The organism is Pseudomonas sp. F01002 (assembly GCF_004402115.1).
Classification (GTDB): Bacteria; Pseudomonadota; Gammaproteobacteria; order Pseudomonadales; family Pseudomonadaceae; genus Aquipseudomonas; species Aquipseudomonas frigoris.
The window spans coordinates 147,347-165,378 of record NZ_SOPU01000024.1 but is presented as its reverse complement, the minus strand read 5'-3'; the positions used below and the strand labels follow the sequence as shown (position 1 = coordinate 165,378).

12 protein-coding genes are annotated in these 18,032 nt (G+C 60.0%); 5 read left to right on the top strand and 7 right to left on the bottom strand.

The window, feature by feature from the left end; translation table 11 throughout:
• Positions 1-73 precede the first annotated feature (73 nt).
• Positions 74-1,093, top strand: a complete 1,020-nt coding sequence (locus E3W21_RS21625; RefSeq protein WP_134421785.1) for a quinone-dependent dihydroorotate dehydrogenase — start codon at positions 74-76, stop codon at positions 1,091-1,093.
• 267 nt (positions 1,094-1,360) lie between these two features.
• Here the strand turns inward: E3W21_RS21625 and rmf are convergent, their stop codons facing one another.
• Positions 1,361-1,576: a ribosome modulation factor gene (gene rmf / locus E3W21_RS21620; RefSeq protein WP_003223300.1), complete on the bottom strand. Its 216-nt coding sequence runs from the start codon at positions 1,574-1,576 to the stop codon at positions 1,361-1,363.
• 530 nt (positions 1,577-2,106) lie between these two features.
• Here rmf and rlmKL point away from each other — a divergent pair.
• Together rlmKL and E3W21_RS21605 are read left to right on the top strand one after the other, a co-directional pair.
• Positions 2,107-4,383, top strand: a complete 2,277-nt coding sequence (gene rlmKL / locus E3W21_RS21610) for a bifunctional 23S rRNA (guanine(2069)-N(7))-methyltransferase RlmK/23S rRNA (guanine(2445)-N(2))-methyltransferase RlmL (RefSeq protein WP_129442819.1) — start codon at positions 2,107-2,109, stop codon at positions 4,381-4,383.
• A gap of 142 nt (positions 4,384-4,525) precedes the next feature.
• Complete coding sequence (locus tag E3W21_RS21605) at positions 4,526-6,925, top strand: GGDEF domain-containing protein (protein WP_134421784.1); 2,400 nt, start codon at positions 4,526-4,528, stop codon at positions 6,923-6,925.
• A gap of 106 nt (positions 6,926-7,031) precedes the next feature.
• Here E3W21_RS21605 and dacB read toward each other — a convergent pair whose 3' ends face one another.
• Complete coding sequence (gene dacB / locus E3W21_RS21600; protein ID WP_134421783.1) at positions 7,032-8,492, bottom strand: D-alanyl-D-alanine carboxypeptidase/D-alanyl-D-alanine-endopeptidase; 1,461 nt, start codon at positions 8,490-8,492, stop codon at positions 7,032-7,034.
• 234 nt (positions 8,493-8,726) lie between these two features.
• On the opposite strand from dacB, the gene E3W21_RS21595 reads away from it, so the two are divergent.
• Positions 8,727-9,071 (top strand): YggL family protein, encoded by a 345-nt coding sequence (locus tag E3W21_RS21595; protein ID WP_007896965.1) that lies wholly within the window; start codon positions 8,727-8,729, stop codon positions 9,069-9,071.
• Between the two features lie 157 nt (positions 9,072-9,228).
• On the opposite strand, the gene E3W21_RS21590 is transcribed toward E3W21_RS21595, so the two are convergent.
• Positions 9,229-10,419 carry a benzoate/H(+) symporter BenE family transporter gene (locus E3W21_RS21590; protein ID WP_129442825.1) on the bottom strand — a complete coding sequence of 397 codons (1,191 nt, stop codon included), beginning with the start codon at positions 10,417-10,419 and terminating at the stop codon, positions 9,229-9,231.
• Positions 10,420-10,763: 344 nt separating this feature from the next.
• Between E3W21_RS21590 and E3W21_RS21580 the strand changes: the two genes are divergently transcribed.
• Positions 10,764-11,528 (top strand): GntR family transcriptional regulator, encoded by a 765-nt coding sequence (locus E3W21_RS21580; protein ID WP_046047886.1) that lies wholly within the window; start codon positions 10,764-10,766, stop codon positions 11,526-11,528.
• Positions 11,529-11,693: 165 nt separating this feature from the next.
• On the opposite strand, the gene guaD is transcribed toward E3W21_RS21580, so the two are convergent.
• The 4 genes from guaD to xdhA all read right to left on the bottom strand — a co-directional run bounded on the left by guaD (position 11,694) and on the right by xdhA (position 17,830).
• The gene (gene guaD, locus E3W21_RS21575) at positions 11,694-12,998 is read right to left on the bottom strand and encodes a guanine deaminase (RefSeq protein ID WP_033055675.1); all 1,305 of its coding nucleotides are present in this window, start codon (positions 12,996-12,998) and stop codon (positions 11,694-11,696) included.
• Positions 12,999-13,021: 23 nt separating this feature from the next.
• Positions 13,022-13,867: a xanthine dehydrogenase accessory protein XdhC gene (gene xdhC, locus E3W21_RS21570; protein ID WP_134421781.1), complete on the bottom strand. Its 846-nt coding sequence runs from the start codon at positions 13,865-13,867 to the stop codon at positions 13,022-13,024.
• A 116-nt stretch (positions 13,868-13,983) separates the two neighbouring features.
• Complete coding sequence (gene xdhB / locus E3W21_RS21565) at positions 13,984-16,383, bottom strand: xanthine dehydrogenase molybdopterin binding subunit (protein WP_134421780.1); 2,400 nt, start codon at positions 16,381-16,383, stop codon at positions 13,984-13,986.
• Entirely contained in the window at positions 16,376-17,830 is a 1,455-nt protein-coding gene (gene xdhA / locus E3W21_RS21560; RefSeq protein WP_134421779.1) for a xanthine dehydrogenase small subunit, read from the bottom strand. The genes xdhB and xdhA overlap by 8 nt, the downstream gene beginning before the upstream one ends.
• Between the last annotated feature and the right edge of the window lie 202 nt (positions 17,831-18,032).

Sequence of the window (18,032 nt, the reverse complement as noted above, 5' to 3'; positions counted from 1 at the left end):
TGCGCCTCGCCTGCAACCCCGATGCCCGGCTATAATCGCCGCCACTTTTCGTAGCCCAGAGTCAAACCCGCCCATGTACACCCTGGCCCGTCAGCTGTTGTTCAAACTTTCCCCGGAAACCTCCCACGATCTGTCCCTGGACCTGATCGGCGCGGGCGGGCGTTTGGGCCTCAACGGCTTGCTGTGCAAGGCACCGGCGAAAATGCCGGTGACCGTCATGGGGCTGGACTTCCCGAACCCGGTGGGGCTGGCGGCCGGTCTGGACAAGAACGGCGCGGCCATCGACGGTTTTGCGCAACTGGGTTTTGGTTTTGTCGAAATCGGCACCATCACCCCGCGTCCACAGCCGGGCAACCCGAAGCCACGCATTTTCCGTCTGCCGGAAGCCGAGGCGATCATCAATCGCATGGGGTTCAACAACCTCGGCGTCGATCACCTGCTGGCTCGAGTGGCGGCGGCCAAGTTCAAGGGCGTGCTGGGCATCAATATCGGCAAAAACTTCGATACCCCGGTTGAGCGGGCGGTCGATGACTACCTGATCTGCCTGGACAAGGTCTACGCCCACGCCAGCTACGTGACGGTCAACGTCAGCTCGCCGAACACCCCGGGCCTGCGCAGCCTGCAATTCGGCGATTCGCTGAAGCAATTGTTGGCCGACCTGGCGACGCGCCGCGCAGAACTGGCGCTGCGTCATGGCAAACATGTACCACTGGCGATCAAGATTGCGCCGGACATGACCGACGAAGAAACCGCTCAGGTCGCGCAAGCGCTGATCGAAACCGGGATGGACGCGGTGATCGCCACCAACACCACCCTGAGCCGCGTCGGCGTAGAAGGCATGGAGCATGGTGACGAGGCGGGCGGTCTGTCCGGCGCACCGGTTCGTGACAAGAGCACCCACACCGTGAAGGTGCTGGCGGCCGAGTTGGCCGGTCGCTTGCCGATAATCGCCGTGGGCGGCATCACCGAAGGCAAGCACGCGGCTGAGAAAATCGCTGCGGGTGCGAGCCTGGTGCAGCTCTATTCCGGCTTCATCTATAAAGGCCCGGCGCTGATTCGTGAATCCGTAGACGCCATCGCCGCCCTGCGCTGATCCCCCGTAGGAGCTGCCGAAGGCTGCGATCTTTTGATATTGATCTGATTACCAGGAAGCAAGATCAAAAGATCGCAGCCTTCGGCAGCTCCTACAGTGAGAGGGTGTTTAGTCAGTGCCGCAGGCATGAAGTTGTGTTTAGCCAGAGAGCAGGCATAAAAAAGGGCTCCTCGAAGGAGCCCCTGGGCCGAAGCCCGCCGCCCGGATGGGGCGTGCGTGGTAAGTCGTTACGTAATCAGATTGTCGTGTCGGAGTGTGTGCCCTGTGTTAGCCGACGGCGTGAAGTTCGTTGAGTCTATGGATTCCCGCAGTGCCGGTCATACCGTCCCAGTTGTCGCCGCGTCCTTCTCGCCAGCCGTTAATCCAGGCTTGGCGTACCGACGGTAGAGTAAATGGGCAAAGCTCACGGGATTTGCCACCAACGCCATATTGATATCCGCGCAAAAATGCTCTTTCCAACGGATCACGCTTAAGTCTTCTCATAGGGTGTTGCCCTCACTTGTTGACTGTATTAATCGTGTCGACCTCAATCGAGGTCTGGCAGAAAAACTCCTGCCGTTGGGGCTCGCTGCCGGCGTCGCGAGCCAAGGTGTTGACGTCATTGCGGCGTCAACCTGTATTGAGTTCTAACCAATGCGTCACATCGAGGGAATGATCGTTTTGTCATAAGGACGTAACGATAAAGATGGTATGGCGATAAGTAACACGATGTTGTCCCGTGTCTATTGGCAAAACCCCGGTATGATCAGCCCCGCGCTGCATGATGGGGTTAATCCTTTAGTGAGAATGTCTCCTGTTGAGCAGGGGGACTATTCGACGAAGGGTCGACTTATGACATTTTGTTGCATCAACTTTTTTATCTGTCTTTGCATCTAAGCTCTTTTAACCCGAGCTTGCAGGGGTGGGACGGCACACCTTCGTGCCACGCGGGCGCTCTTTTAGAAAAGCGCCTGATTGAAAACCGGGCCGGCAATGCGTTGCCGGTTCACTTAGCTAAAGGCTCTGGAATTACCATGTCCGATCGTTTCGAACTCTTCCTCACTTGCCCCAAAGGCCTTGAAGGCCTGCTCATCGAGGAAGCCATCGGGCTTGGCCTTGAGGAAGCGCGTGAGCACACCTCTGCCGTGCGCGGCATGGCCACCATGGAAACCGCTTATCGCCTGTGCCTGTGGTCGCGTCTGGCGAACCGGGTGCTGCTGGTACTCAAGCGTTTCCCGATGAAGGACGCCGAAGACCTGTACCACGGCGTGCTGGACATCGAGTGGCAAGACCACATGCTCAACGATGGCACCTTGGCCGTCGAGTTCAGCGGTCATGGCTCGGGCATCGACAACACCCACTTCGGCGCCTTGAAGGTCAAGGACGCCATCGTCGACAAACTGCGCACGCCGCAGGGCGATCGTCCTTCCATCGACAAGCTCAACCCGGATCTGCGCATTCACCTGCGCCTGGACCGTGGCGAAGCCATCCTGTCCCTCGACCTCTCCGGCCACAGCCTGCACCAGCGCGGCTATCGCTTGCAGCAGGGCGCGGCGCCGCTGAAGGAAAACCTCGCGGCCGCCATCCTGATCCGTTCCGGCTGGCCACGCATTGCGGCCGATGGCGGCGCGCTGGCTGACCCGATGTGCGGTGTCGGTACGTTCCTCGTCGAAGCCGCGATGATTGCCGCCGACATGGCGCCGAACCTGCGTCGCGAGCAGTGGGGCTTCACCGCCTGGCTCGGTCACGTCCCGGCGCTGTGGAAAAAACTTCACGAAGAAGCCACCGAGCGTTGCGCGGCCGGTCTGGCCAAGCCACCGCTGTGGATTCGCGGTTACGAAGCCGATCCGCGCCTGATTCAACCGGGCCGCAACAACGTCGAGCGTGCCGGCCTGAGCGAGTGGATCAAGATCTACCAGGGCGAAGTCGGGACGTTCGAGCCGCGCCCAGACCAGAACCAGAAAGGTCTGGTCATCTGCAACCCGCCGTACGGCGAGCGTCTGGGTGACGAGGCGAGCTTGCTCTATCTCTACCAGAACCTCGGCGAACGTCTGCGTCAGGCCTGCCTGAACTGGGAAGCCGCGGTGTTCACTGGTGCCCCGGACCTGGGCAAGCGCATGGGCATCCGCAGCCACAAACAGTATTCGTTCTGGAACGGCGCGTTGCCGTGCAAGTTGCTGCTGATCAAGGTCACGCCAGATCAGTTCGTCACTGGCGAACGCCGCACCCCGGAACAGCGTCAGGTCGAGCGTGAACAAGTTCAAGCCGAAGTCGAAGTCGCAGACAACGACGTAGCACCCGGCAAGTACGAGAAGTACAACAAGAACGGCAACCCGATCAAACCGGCGCCGGTGGTGATCGAACAGCCGCGCTTGAGCGAAGGCGGGCAGATGTTTGCCAACCGTCTGCAAAAGAACCTCAAGGCCCTCGGCAAGTGGGTCAAGCGTGAAGGCATCGACTGCTACCGCGTCTACGATGCCGACATGCCGGAATACTCGATGGCCATCGACCTGTATCAGGATTGGGTCCACGTCCAGGAATACGCCGCGCCGAAGTCCATCGACCCGGAAAAAGCCTCGGCGCGTATGTTCGATGCCCTGGCGGCCATTCCGCAGGCCTTGAACATCGACAAGAGCCGCGTGGTGGTCAAGCGTCGCGAGCGTCAGAGCGGCACCAAGCAGTACGAGCGCCAAGCGGCACAGGGCAAGTTCGTCGAGGTCAACGAAGGCGGTGTGAAGCTGCTGGTGAACCTCACGGATTACCTCGACACCGGGCTGTTCCTCGATCACCGGCCGATGCGCATGCGGATCCAGAAAGAGGCGGCCGGCAAGCGCTTCCTCAACCTGTATAGCTACACCGCAACCGCCAGTGTTCACGCAGCCAAGGGCGGCGCGCGCAGCACCACCAGCGTCGACCTGTCGAAAACCTATCTGGACTGGGCGCGTCGCAACTTGTCGCTGAACGGTTTCTCCGAGAAGAACCGTCTGGAGCAGGGCGACGTGATGGCCTGGCTCGATGCCTGCCGTGACGAGTACGACCTGATCTTCATCGATCCGCCGACGTTCTCTAACTCCAAGCGCATGGAAGGGATCTTCGACGTGCAGCGTGACCAGGTGCAATTGATCGACCTGGCCATGGCGCGTCTGGCCCCGGGCGGCGTGTTGTACTTCTCCAACAACTTCCGCAAGTTCCAGCTTGAGGAAAACCTCACCGAGCGTTATGCGGTCGAGGAAATCACCGCCCAGACCATCGATCCGGATTTCGCTCGTAATGGCAAAATCCACCGTGCCTGGAAAATCACGGCTCGTTGACGCTCGAAGGGATTGGATCCACAGAGCCTTGATTTTTAAAGGCTCTTGGCTTCTTTCTGTGCTGGTCAAATTGATGGCTAATAGCTATAACTCAACGCATGGCCAATGGGCTTTCCCGCACCTGGCGATGTGAGTTGCGTCTATGTCGTTGCACGCCGTGCGCCCGAAGATCCTGGGTTTTATCAGTGAAGATGTCTCGGCCTGGCTGGTCGCACTGCTGGTATTGGTCGTCGGCGGGATTCTCACGGGATTGCTGGCGTGGTCGACGCTGAATCTGTTCCACCATCAATTGCGGCAACGTTTCCAACTGCTGGCCAGTGAACGTTACAGCCGTATCGAAGAACGCTTCGAAGATCAGGAGCAGCGCCTCGATGGCCTGCGCCGGTTCTTTGCCAATTCCGATTCGGTCTCCCGAGCGCAGTTCGACGGTTACACCCAACCGCTGCTGCACCGGACTCAGGCCTACTCCTTCGCCAAGCGGGTAACCGGTGCCGAGCGGGCGGTATTTGAACGCCAGGTGCGTGCAGAGGGTTTACCCGAGTTCACCCTGCGCGAAATCAATGCCGACGGCCAACTGCAACTGGCGGCCGAACGGGATGAGTACGTGGCGGTGCTGTATAGCCAGACCCAAAGCAAACTGGGTTCGCCGCTGGGCTACGACTTGTGGGCTCAACCCTTGCGCCGTTCCACCCTTGAACGGGCCGATCAGCACGGCGGCCTGGCGGTATCGCAGCCGATGCATCTGGTCAGTATCGAACCGGCCTATGCGCGCGGCGTGCTGCTGGTCGCACCGGTGTTGCTGCGCAATAGTCCGGCTACGGCGGGGGTGAAATCGTACGGTTATGTCATGGCCGTGATCAGCATGCATCAGTTGCTGGCGGACGGGCTGCCGGAGGCTGGCCGTGACTATCTTTCGGTGCGCATCCTCGACTTATCCACAGACGATCAGCACGAAGTGCTTTATGAGTCCCCCAACACGCCGGCGCCCAGTGAGTTGTCCGCGACCCAGTTGTTGCGGCTTGCCGACCATGACTATCAAGTCGACATTCAGCCCAGCGATGCCTTCCTGCGAGCCAATCACTCTTCGGTGACCACCTTGGTGGTGCTGGGCGGCTTGCTCAGTCTGTTGCTCAGTGCCCTGCTCTATGTGCTGGTCAGTCAGCGTCGACGGGCGCTGAAAATGGTCGAGCAACGGACCCAGGAACTGCGCGCCCGTGAGCAGGAGTTGCGCGGCACCCATGGTCAGTTGCGCGGCGTGCTGAATGCCGCGACCCAAGTGGCGATCATCGCCACTGACCTGCGCGGGGTTATCCGCACCTTTAATGCCGGTGCCGAGCAAATGCTCGGTTATGCCGGCGCTGAGGTGGTGGGCCACATGACCCTGGAAAACCTGCACCTGCCCCGAGAGCTCCTGGCACGTTCGGCGGAGTTGAGCGCGCGTTATGGCAAACCGATTCCGACCTGCCAGGCGATGTTGGTCGAGGGCGGCGAGGAGGGCGGTCACGAAGCGCGGGAATGGACGCTGCTGCGTAGCGACGGCAGCCATTTGACGGTGAACATGCTGGCGACCCCGGTCCTCGACGAGCAAGGCTTGTGGGTCGGGCACCTGGCGATCTGTATCGACATCACTGAACGTAAGCGGGTCCACGAGGCCCTGGCGGCACGGGACCTGTTGTTGAAGAAACTCAGCGCCCATGTGCCCGGCGGGATCTACCAATTCAAAATGGAATTCGATGGGCGCTTCAGTGTGATCTACGCCAGCGACGGTATTCGCGAAATCTACGAACTTGAACCGGATGTGCTGTTGTTCAACGCCGAAGCGATTTTCACGCGGATTCATCCGCAGGACACCACCCGGGTTCGCGCCTCGATCCGGGCGTCGGCGGACACCCTCAGCCCTTGGCGCGAGGAGTACCGCGTGCAGCTGCCCCTGCGCGGCCTGCGTTGGGTTCGTGGCGAGGCGACGCCGGAGGAATTGCCCGGTGGCGGCGTGCTCTGGCACGGCTATGTCTCGGACATCTCCGATTTGAAACGGGTGGAAGAAGAACTGCGGGCGCTATCGATCACCGACTCGCTGACCGGGATTCACAACCGCCGCTATTTCCAGGAACGCCTGACCACCGAAATGGTCCGGGTCGAACGCGGTGGCGGCGAGCTGTCGGTGATCATGCTCGATATCGACCATTTCAAACGCATCAATGATCAGCATGGCCACGCGGTTGGCGATCGGGTGTTGCAGATCGTGTGCGAACGCATCGGCCATCGGCTGCGCCGCACCGATGTGTTCTGTCGCCTGGGTGGCGAGGAGTTCATGGTGCTTTGCCCGGATATCAACGGCGAGCACGCCCATGTCCTGGCCTTGCAGCTATGGCAAGGGTTGCGCAGTTCGCCGATTGAAGGCGTCGGGACAGTGACCGCCAGTTTCGGGATTGCCAGTTGGCGAGTCGGGGAGGGCGCGGATGCGCTGCTGCTGCGGGCGGATTCGGGGGTGTATGCGGCGAAACTGGCAGGACGGGATCGGGTAGAAGGGGAGATGAACTAGGCGATTCTGCGGTGAATTGAAAAGATCGCAGCCTTCGGCAGCTCCTACGGGGTCATGTGTACACCTGTAGGAGCTGCCGAAGGCTGCGATCTTTTGATTTTAAAGGTTAGAGCACCGAAGCCGTTTCCGGCAGTTTCGGCTGGCGATACAGGTCCAGCAGCACCTGATCCAGCACCGACGACGCGCCAAACGGTGCCTTGTCGTTGAGGATCGCCACTACCGCCCAGGTATTGCCGTTGATGTCACGGCTGAAACCGGCAATTGCCCGCACCGTATTCAGGGTGCCGGTCTTGATGTGCGCTTCACCGCGCATCGCCGTGGTCTTCAGGCGTTTGCGCATGGTGCCGTCGGTGCCGGCAATCGGCATCGAGCTGATGAACTCGGCTGAATACGGGCTTTTCCAGGCCGCTTGCAGCATGCCGGCCATTTCACGCGCACTCACCCGTTCGGCACGGGACAGGCCGGAACCGTTTTCCATCACCAGGTGCGGCGCGGTGATGCCTTTCTTCGCCAGCCACTGACGCACCACACGCTGTGCAGCCTTGGCATCGTCACCGTCGGCCTCAGTGCGGAACTGCGCACCCAGGCTCAGGAACAGCTGCTGGGCCATGGTGTTGTTACTGTATTTGTTGATGTCGCGGATGATTTCCGCCAGGTCCGGCGAGAAGGCTCGAGCCAGGACCTTGGCATCTTTAGGTGTTGGCGCCAGACGGTCCACGCCCTGAATGCTGCCGCCCAGTTCTTTCCAGATCGCTCGCACGGCGCCTGCGGTGTAGGTCGCGTGGTCGAGCAGCGACAGGTAAGTCTGGGAGCTGCAACCCTCGCCCAACTGGCCGCCGACCGTCACGGTCACGCTGCCATCGGCCTGGGTCACCGGGTTGTAACGCACGCCACCGGTGCATTGCTTGGAGTTGACGGCTTTGACCTGGTTTTCGATGCGAATGGTGGCAATCGGCGGTTCCACCGACACCAGCACCCGGCCGTTGTCGTTACGCGCCACAAAGCGCAAGGCCTTGAGGTTGACCATCAGCGCGTCGGGTTTGACCAGGAACGGCTTGTTATCGTCATTGCCGTCGTCGTTGAACTGCGGCAATTGCGGTTGTACGAAGAAATTGCGGTCCAGCACCAGGTCGCCGGTGATTTGCGTCACACCGTTGGCAAGCAGGTCACGCATCAGCAACCAGAGCTTTTCCATGTTCAGCTTCGGATCGCCGCCACCCTTGAGGTAGAGGTTACCGTTGAGGATGCCGCCGCTGAGGGTGCCGTCGGTGTAGAACTCGGTTTTCCACTGGTGGTTCGGGCCGAGCATTTCCAGCGCCGCGTATGTGGTGACCAGTTTCATGGTCGAGGCCGGATTGACCGAGACGTCAGCGTTGAAAATCGTCGGGGTGCCAGGGCCGTTGAGCGGGATCATCACCAGCGACAGGGCGTTGTCCTGCATCTTGCTGGCCTTGAGGGCTTTTTCAACGTTTGGCGACAGCGCGGTGTTGATCGGGGCGGCGGAAACAGAGAAGGCCAGAGGGAGCAGAAAACCGGCCAGTAACAATGGACGCAAAGATTTGATCATGTGAAATAAAACCCTACAGCCGAGGGGAAAAAAGACGAGGGCATGAAGATAAATTCCCTCAGTGGTCATGAAAGTGTCGGCATTATGCCCCAAGGTGTAGCGGCTTGTGCCGTACCCTGGTCCTCTAATCCGCTATTTTTTTACCGACGGTAGGGCCTGCAACCCAGAGAGACGGGCAATCGGCGCCTTAAACTGCTAAAGTGCCGCCCGTTATTACTTATGAGGATTGTTCCAATGGCGACTAACCGTTCCCAGCGTCTGCGCAAAAAACTGTGCGTCGATGAATTTCAAGAGCTGGGTTTCGAACTGAACCTGGATTTCAAAGAAGATTTGGCTGATGAAGCCATTGATGCTTTCCTCGACGCGTTCCTGAAAGAAGCCATGGAAGCCAACGGTCTGGGTTATGTTGGCGGCGACGACTTCGGTCTGGTTTGCCTGCAGAAGCGTGGCTCGGTGTCCGAAGAGCAGCGTGCCGCTGTTGAAGCCTGGCTCAAAGGCCGCAGCGAACTGACTGAAGCAACCGTCAGCCCGCTGATCGACGTCTGGTACCCGGAAAAGCCGATCAATCCGGTAGCTTGATGTTGTAAAAAACGGCGACCCAAAGGTCGCCGTTTTTTTTGTGAAGATCAAAGGAGCGCAGCCTCGTTTCACTCGACAGCTCCTACAGGATGAACGCAATCGATGCGGGAGCTGTGTAGGAGCTGTCGAGTGAAACGAGGCTGCGATCTTTTGCTTTTCAGGCTTTACGCCAGTTCAGAATCACTAGCGTCAACACCCCCGCCACAATCCCCCAGAACGCCGAACCGATGGAAAACAGTGTCAACCCCGACGCCGTGACCATAAAGGTAATCAGCGCCGCTTCACGCTCCTTCACTTCGCTCATGGCGATGCTCAAGCCGTTGATGATCGAGCCGAACAACGCCAGCGCCGCAATCGACAGCACCAACTCTTTCGGCAGCGCGGCAAACAGCGCTGCCAGTGTCGCGCCGAACACCCCGGCAATCCCGTAGAAGATCCCGCACCAGACGGCCGCCGTGTAGCGCTTGTTGCGATCTTCATGGGCATGCGGCCCGGTGCAAATCGCTGCGCTGATGGCTGCCAGGTTGATCCCGTGGGAACCGAACGGCGCCAGCAGCAACGAAGCGATGCCGGTGGTGGTGATCAGCGGCGAGGCCGGCACGGTGTAACCGTCGGCGCGCAGCACGGCGATGCCGGGCATGTTCTGCGAGGTCATCGCCACGACAAACAGCGGGATGCCGATGCTGATGGTCGCAGCCAGGGAGAAGTGCGGCGTGGTCCAGACCGGCGTCGCCACTTCCAGATGGAAACCGCTGAAGTCCAGCAGGCCCATGAACCCTGACAGCGCCGTGCCGATCAACAGCGCGGCCAGTACGGCATAACGCGGCGACAGGCGTTTGACCACCAGATAAGTGAAGAACATGCCCAATACCAGGGCGGTGCGATGCTGCGCGGCGACGAAGATTTCGCTGCCGATCTTGAACAGAATCCCCGCCAGCAGAGCTGCGGCCAATGACGCCGGAATCTTTTTCACCAGCCGCTCGAAGCTGCCGGTCAAACCACAAATCGTCACCAGCACCGCGCAGGTAATGTAGGCGCCAATGGCTTCGCCGTAGGTCACGCCGCCCAGACTGGTAATCAGCAACGCCGCGCCGGGTGTCGACCAGGCGATGGTGATCGGCGTGCGGTAACGCAAAGACAGGCCAATCGAACACACCGCCATGCCAATCGAGATCGCCCAGATCCACGAGGAAATCTGCCCGCTGGTCAGACCCGCCGCTTGCCCGGCCTGAAACATCAGGACCAGCGAGCTGGTGTAACCGGTCATCATCGCGATGAAGCCGGCGACGATCGCAGAAGGCGACGTATCGGCAAAAGGGCGGAGCTGCGTGTGCGTGACGTCGTTCATGACAGCGGTGTTCCTTGTTCTGATGAAGATGTCCGAAACGCCGCTGAACTCTGTGGGAGCGGGCTTGCTCGCGAAGGCGGTGTGTCAGTCAAAGCAGATGTCGACTGATACACCGCCTTCGCGAGCAAGCCCGCTCCCACAGGGCGGCGGATTCTGCGTTCAAGCCTAAACTCAAAAGTAACCAGTCGTTGCAATACAGCGGAAGTGACAAACAGCCGTACAGTCGTGTTGCCACCCTCCATTGTGTACAATCGCAGTGTTTTTTACGCGATACTTGCCAGCGACCCACTGTGCCGTATTACAGTCACGGTCAATTCGCCGCAGTTCTTCCGACTCGAGTGCCCATGAACGAACAGTTGCAACCCCTAAAGAAACAACCGCGAGCAGGCAAAGCCGGCCGCAGCGGTACCCAGGACGATATTGTCTATGCGCATATCTTCGAGGCCATCCTCGAACAGCGTCTGGCGCCCGGTACCAAGTTGAGCGAAGAAGCGCTGGGGGAAATTTTCGGGGTCAGTCGCACCATCATTCGCCGCGCGCTGTCGCGCCTGGCCCATGAAGGCGTCGTGCTTCTGCGGCCGAACCGTGGCGCTGTCGTCGCCAGCCCGAGTGTCGAAGAGGCTCGCCAGGTGTTCATGGCCCGGCGTCTGGTGGAGCGAGCGATCACTGAATTGGCGGTGCAGCACGCCACTGCCGAGCAGATTGCCGAGTTGCGCCAGATGGTCAACGACGAGCGCGACAGCTTCTCCCGTGGCGATCGCGGCGCCGGTATTCGTCTGTCGGGCGAGTTCCACTTGAAACTGGCTGAAGCGGCGAAAAATGCGCCGCTGATCAGCTTCCAGCGCAGCCTGGTGTCCCAGACTTCGTTGATCATTGCCCAGTATGAAAGCGGCAATCGCTCCCACTGTTCCTACGACGAGCACACCCAGCTGATCGACGCCATCGAAGCGCGTAACGCTGAACTGGCGGTGGACCTGATGATGCATCACATGGATCACATCGACAGCAAACTCAACCTCGACGAGGAAAGCGCGTCGGATGATTTGCATGCGGTGTTCTCGCATTTGTTGCAGACCAAGAAGCCAGGGCGGCCGGTCGCCAAGTTATAAGTGACACCGCGGCGCGCCCTTCGCGAGCAAGCCCGCTCCCACAGGGGATTTGTGAACGACACAGATCAAATGTGGGAGCGGGCTTGCTCGCGAAGGCGATAGGACAGGCAATAAAAATCCCCCGGGCGGTATAGCGACGGGGGATTTTTTTATGCCTGAAAAACCTTAGCGCTGATGCACCTGATTCCCCGCCGCATACGTCTGCAACACCGTCCGGTCATCCCCCAGCGTCATCAATACAAACAACGTCTCGGCAATGTTATTGGCCTGCTTCAAGCGATAGCTGAGCAGCGGTGTGGCGTTGTAGTCCAGCACCAGGAAGTCCGCATCTGTGCCCGGTTGCAGGGTGCCGATCTTGTCTTCCAGACGCAGCGCGCGAGCGCCACCGAGGGTGGCCAGGTACAGCGATTTGAACGGGCTCAACCGTGCGCCTTGCATCTGCATGACCTTGTACGCTTCGTTCAAGGTTTGCAGCAGTGAGAAACTGGTGCCGCCACCAACGTCCGTACCGAGGCCGACATTCAACTTGTGCTTCTCGGCCATCGGCAGGTTGAACAAACCGCTGCCGAGGAAGAAGTTCGATGTCGGGCAGAAGGCGATCGCCGAGCCGGTTTCTGCCAGTCGCGCGCATTCGTCGTCGCACAGGTGCACGCCATGGGCGAATACCGAGCGCTCGCCGAGCAGCTTGTAATGGTCGTAGACGTCCAGGTAGCCCTTGCGCTCCGGGAACAGCTCCTTGACCCACTCGACTTCCTTGAGGTTTTCGCTGATGTGGGTCTGCATGTACACGTCAGGAAATTCGCTGAGCAACTGACCCGCGAGAGTCAGCTGTTCCGGGGTGCTGGTCGGGGCAAAGCGCGGGGTGACCGCGTAGTGCAGGCGACCCTTGCCGTGCCAGCGCTCGATCAGCGCCTTGCTTTCGACGTAGCTGGATTCGGCGGTGTCGGTCAGGTAGTCCGGCGCGTTGCGGTCCATCATCACCTTGCCGGCGATCATCCGCAGGTCCAGCTGCTCGGCGGCTTCGAAGAACGAGTTCACTGATTGCGGGTGCACGCTGCCGAACACCAGCGCGGTGGTGGTGCCGTTGCGCAGCAGTTCCTTGATGAAAATGCCCGCGACTTCGTCAGCGTGAGCCTTGTCGGCGAACTGGCTTTCGCACGGGAAGGTGTAGGTGTTGAGCCAGTCCAGCAGCTGCTCGCCGTAGGCGCCGACCATGCCGGTTTGCGGCAAGTGAATGTGGGTGTCGATGAAGCCCGGAGTGATCAGCGCGTCTTGGTAATGGGTGATCTCGATGTCGGCCGGCAGGGTCGGCAGCAAGTCGCTGGCGTGACCAAGGGCGCTGATCTGGCCGTTATCGACCACCAGCAGGCCATCTTCGAAATACTCATAAGAAGCTTCGATGCCCACTTCGGCGGGGTCGGCGATGCTGTGCAGAATGGCGGCGCGGTAGGCTTTGCGAGTCAAAGGCATTGTCGTTCTCAATTCGTGGCTTTTTAGTTCGAAGCGTGGCTGCGGCGTGAAGCAGGCAACAGTTTGGCGATCGATGATCCGGCGCTGGCGGTGTGCTGGCCGAAATTGGCGTTATAGGTGGCGATGATTTCGCCGGCGATGGAGATGGCGATTTCCACAGGCAACTTGCCTTTGACTTCGCCGATGCCCATCGGGCAGCGCATGCGTTGCAGCACCGCGCTGTCGAAACCACGATCACGCAAGCGGTGTTCGAACTTCACCCGTTTGGTCTTCGAACCGATCAGGCCGAAGTAGGCGAAGTCGTTGCGCTTAAGGATCGCGGCGGTGAGTTCGAGGTCGAGTTGGTGATTGTGGGTCATGACGATGCAGTAGCTGCCGACGGGCAGGTCGTCGATTTCGTCCACCGGTTCTTCGGCGACGATTTTGCGTACGCCGTGGGGGATTTGTTCGGGGAATTCTGCTTCCCGCGAATCGATCCAGCGCACCCGGCAGGGCAGGCTGGCGAGCAGCGGCACCAGCGCCCGACCGACATGGCCGGCACCGAACACGGCAATCTGCGCCTGGACCTGGCCCATCGGTTCGAACAGCAACACCGTCACGCCGCCGCAGCACTGGCCCAGGCTGGCGCCGAGGCTGAAGCGCTCCAGGTGCGTGTCCTGCTTGCCGCTGGCCAGCATCTCGCGGCCGATTTGCATGGCCTTGTATTCCAGATGCCCGCCACCGATGGTGTCGAAGGTCTGGCTGGCGCTGATGACCATCTTCGAGCCGGCGTTACGCGGCGTCGAGCCGAGCTCTTCGATGATGGTGACCAACACGCAGGGTTCACCCTGGGATTGCAGGTCGGCGAGGGCGTCGATCCAGTTGTACATGTTTCACCTCGACATCTGTGTTGTCTGTTCGGCCGCCTTCGCGAGCAAGTCCGCTCCCACATTTTGAATGCATTTCAATGTGGGAGCGGGCTTGCTCGCGAAGGCCGCGCCTCGGTCTAAAGCGAAGCCAGCTCGGTTTCAGCTTCCACGGCTTTCGCCACCTTCAACTGGCGCATCTGCTCACAGCCCCACAACACCCGCTCCGGGGTCGCCGGTGCGTCGATTTTCGGTTGATGCTTGTAGTCGCCAAGGCTCGCCACGGCGTCCTTGATCGCACACCACGACGCGATGCCGAGCATGAACGGCGGCTCGCCCACGGCCTTGGAGTGGAACACCGTGTCTTCCGGATTTTTACGGTTTTCCACCAGCTTCACCCGCAGGTCCAGCGGCATGTCCGCCACCGCCGGGATCTTGTAGCTGGCCGGGCCGTTGGTCATCAGTTTGCCTTTGTTGTTCCACACCAGTTCTTCCATGGTCAGCCACCCCATGCCCTGGATGAAACCGCCCTCGACCTGGCCGATGTCGATCGCCGGGTTCAGTGAGTCGCCGACGTCGTGGAGGATGTCGGTGCGCAGCATTTTGTACTCGCCGGTCAGGGTGTCGATGATCACCTCGCAGCACGCTGCGCCGAAGGCGTAGTAATAGAACGGCCGACCACGTGCCTGGCTACGGTCGTAGAAGATTTTCGGGGTCTTGTAGAACCCGGTGCTCGACAGCGAAACCTGAGCGAAATACGCCTGCTGGATCAGCGATTCGAAGGTCAGGATATGATCGCGAACCCGCACGTGCCCGTTGTGGAATTCCACGTCTTCTTCGCTGACTTTGTACTGCCGCGCGGCAAATTCAACCAAGCGTTTCTTGATGATTTCCGCTGCGTTCTGTGCGGCTTTACCATTCAGGTCGGCACCGCTGGAAGCGGCGGTCGGCGAGGTGTTCGGCACCTTGTCGGTGTTGGTCGCGGTGATCTGCACGCGGTCCATTTCCACCTGGAACACTTCAGCCACGACCTGCGCGACTTTGGTGTTCAGGCCCTGGCCCATTTCGGTGCCGCCATGGTTCAGGTGGATGCTGCCATCGGTGTAGATATGGATCAGCGCACCGGCCTGGTTGAGGAAGCTGGCAGTGAAGGAAATCCCGAATTTCACCGGGGTCAGCGCCAGGCCTTTTTTCAGGATCGGGCTGTTGGCGTTGTAGCGACGAATCGCTTCGCGGCGCTCGGCGTACTGGCTGCTTTCTTCGAGTTCGGCGGTCATTTCCTCGAGCATGTTGTGCTCGACGGTCTGGTAGTAATGGGTGACGTTGCGCTCGGTCTTGCCGTAGTAGTTGGCCTTGCGCACCGCCAGCGGATCGAGGGTCAGATGGCGGGCGATCGCGTCCATCACTTCTTCGATAGCGACCATGCCTTGCGGGCCACCGAAACCACGGTAAGCAGTGTTCGATGCGGTGTTGGTTTTGCAGCGATGACCATTGATGGTCGCATCGCCGAGGTAGTACGAGTTGTCGGCGTGGAACATCGCACGGTCGACAATCGACGCCGAGAGGTCCGGCGAGCAGCCGCAGTTACCGGCCAGTTCCAGGGCGATGCCGTGCAGCCGACCGGTGCTGTCGAAGCCCACGTCGTATTCGACGTAGAACGGGTGACGCTTGCCGGTCATCAGCATGTCTTCGACGCGCGGCAGGCGCATTTTGGTCGGCTGGCCGGTGAGGTGCGCGATCACTGCGCACAGGCACGCCGGGCTGGCGGCCTGGGTTTCCTTGCCGCCGAAACCACCGCCCATGCGGCGCATGTCGACCACGATTTTGTTCATCGACACATCGAGCACTTCGGCGACGAGCTTCTGCACTTCGGTGGGGTTCTGCGTCGAGCAGTAGACGATCATCCCGCCATCTTCAGTCGGCATCACCGAAGAGATTTGGGTTTCTAGATAGAAGTGTTCCTGGCCGCCGATGTGCAACGTGCCCTGGATACGATGCTCGGCGGTTGCCAAGGCGCCGGCCGAATCGCCGCGTTGGTGAGTGTGGCTGTCGAGCACAAAGTGGCGTTTGCGAAGGGCTTCGACCACGTCCAGCACCGGCTCCAGATCTTCGTATTCGATGATCGCGGCCATGGCGGCTTTGCGTGCGGTTTCCAGATCTTTCGCAGCGACGGCGAGCACCGGTTGGCCGACGAATTGCACGTCGTCGATGGCCAGCAGCGGGTCACCCGGCAGCAATGGGCCGATGTCTTTCAGACCCGGCACGTCTTCGTGCGTAATGGCGATGCGTACGCCTTCGAAGGCGTAACAAGGCTTGGTATCGATGCTGATGATTTTCGCGTGGGCGCGGTCCGACAGCCGGGCGTAAACGTGCAACTGGTTCGGAAATTCCAGGCGGTCATCGATGTACTGCGCTTCACCGGACACGTGCTTGGTGGCGCTGTCGTGCTTGACGCTGCGGCCGACACCGGTGGTCAGGTCCTTGGCGAACAGTTCAGCCAGTTCGGCCTGGGTCTTCTCTACGGCGTGATGATTAGACATAAGCGGTCACCCGAGTCTCGATGTGCGGTGTTTGCAGTTCGATGAAGTATTTACGAAGCAGGTTTTGCGCGCTGAGCAGGCGGTATTCCTTGCTGGCGCGGAAGTCCGAGAGCGGCGTGAAATCTTCGGCCAGCGCAGCGCAGGCACGTTCGACGGTGTCGTTGTTCCAGGTGGCGCCGAGCAATACGGCTTCGCAGCTTTTGGCACGTTTTGGTGTAGCAGCCATGCCGCCGAAGGCGACGCGGGCGACGGCGATCACGCCGTTGTCGATGCGCAGGTTGAACGCGGCGCAGACGGCGGAAATGTCATCGTCCAGACGTTTGGAAACCTTGTACGCGCGGAACAGTTGTTCGGCGCTGGCACGCGGCACGATGATCTTTTCGATGAACTCGCTTTCCTGACGCGCGGTGACCCGGTAATCGATGAAGTAATCTTCCAGCAACAGGGTGCGGCGGGTTTCGCCTTTGCACAAAACGATCTGCGCGCCGAGTGCAATCAGCAGAGGCGGGGAGTCACCGATCGGCGAAGCGTTGCCGATGTTGCCGCCGAGGGTGCCCTGGTTGCGGATCTGCAGGGAAGCAAAGCGTTGCAGCAATTCGCCGAAGTCCGGGTACTCGGCTTTCAAGGCATCGTAGCAATCGGAGAGGGCGGTCGCGGCGCCGATTTCCAGGCGATCGTCGAAACGCTCGATGCGCTTCATTTCGGCGACATTGCCGACGTAGATCATTACCGGCAGGGTGCGGTGGAACTGGGTGACTTCCAGCGCCAGATCCGTACCGCCGGCCAGCAGGCGGGCTTGTGGATAAGCATCGTAAAGGTCAGCCAGATCGGCGACGGTCAGCGGCACCAGGCAGCGCTTGTCGCCACTGTTGAGTTCGCCGATGTCGGTAGGGGCGATGGACTTCAGGCGAGCGATGGTGTCGGCTTCACGGGCGTCGAACTGGTCCGTTTGCTTGCCGCAGCAGGATTGTTCGGCGGCAGCCAGAATCGGCCGATAGCCGGTGCAGCGGCAGAGATTGCCGGCCAGCGCTTCGTGAGCTTTGTGAGCATCCGGTTGATCGCTGTTCTTTTGCAGCGCAAACAGCGACATCACGAAGCCCGGTGTGCAGAAACCGCATTGCGACCCGTGGCACTCGACCATGGCTTTTTGCACGCTGTGCAGCTCGCCTTGGTGCTTGAGGTCTTCGACGCTGATCAGTTGTTTGCCGTGCAGTGACGAAACGAACGTCAGGCACGAGTTGAGGCTGCGATAGCGAATGTGTTCGCGGCCATCGTCATCCGTTTGCAGCTCGCCGACCACCACGGTGCAGGCGCCGCAGTCACCGCTGGCGCAGCCTTCTTTGGTGCCGGGTTTGCCCACATGGTCGCGCAGATAATTGAGCACGGTCAGGTTTGGGTCCAGGGCGTGCTCGCTACGGAGTTCCTGGTTAAGTAAAAACTGGATCACGGAAGGCCTCGCAGACTCATTATTGTTGTTAACCGACTTGAACCGAATTTATCAGGTCTGACTTTGCGGTCAATGGTTTTCTGACTTAAAGGTCAGGAAATAGCATTTTGTCGATCAACGACTCGTTCCTTTATTATTGACCCTCACGGGATAGCCTGCTTTTTGCTTGAATCGTGCCAAAAACCGCCGAGTGGGCACTCCG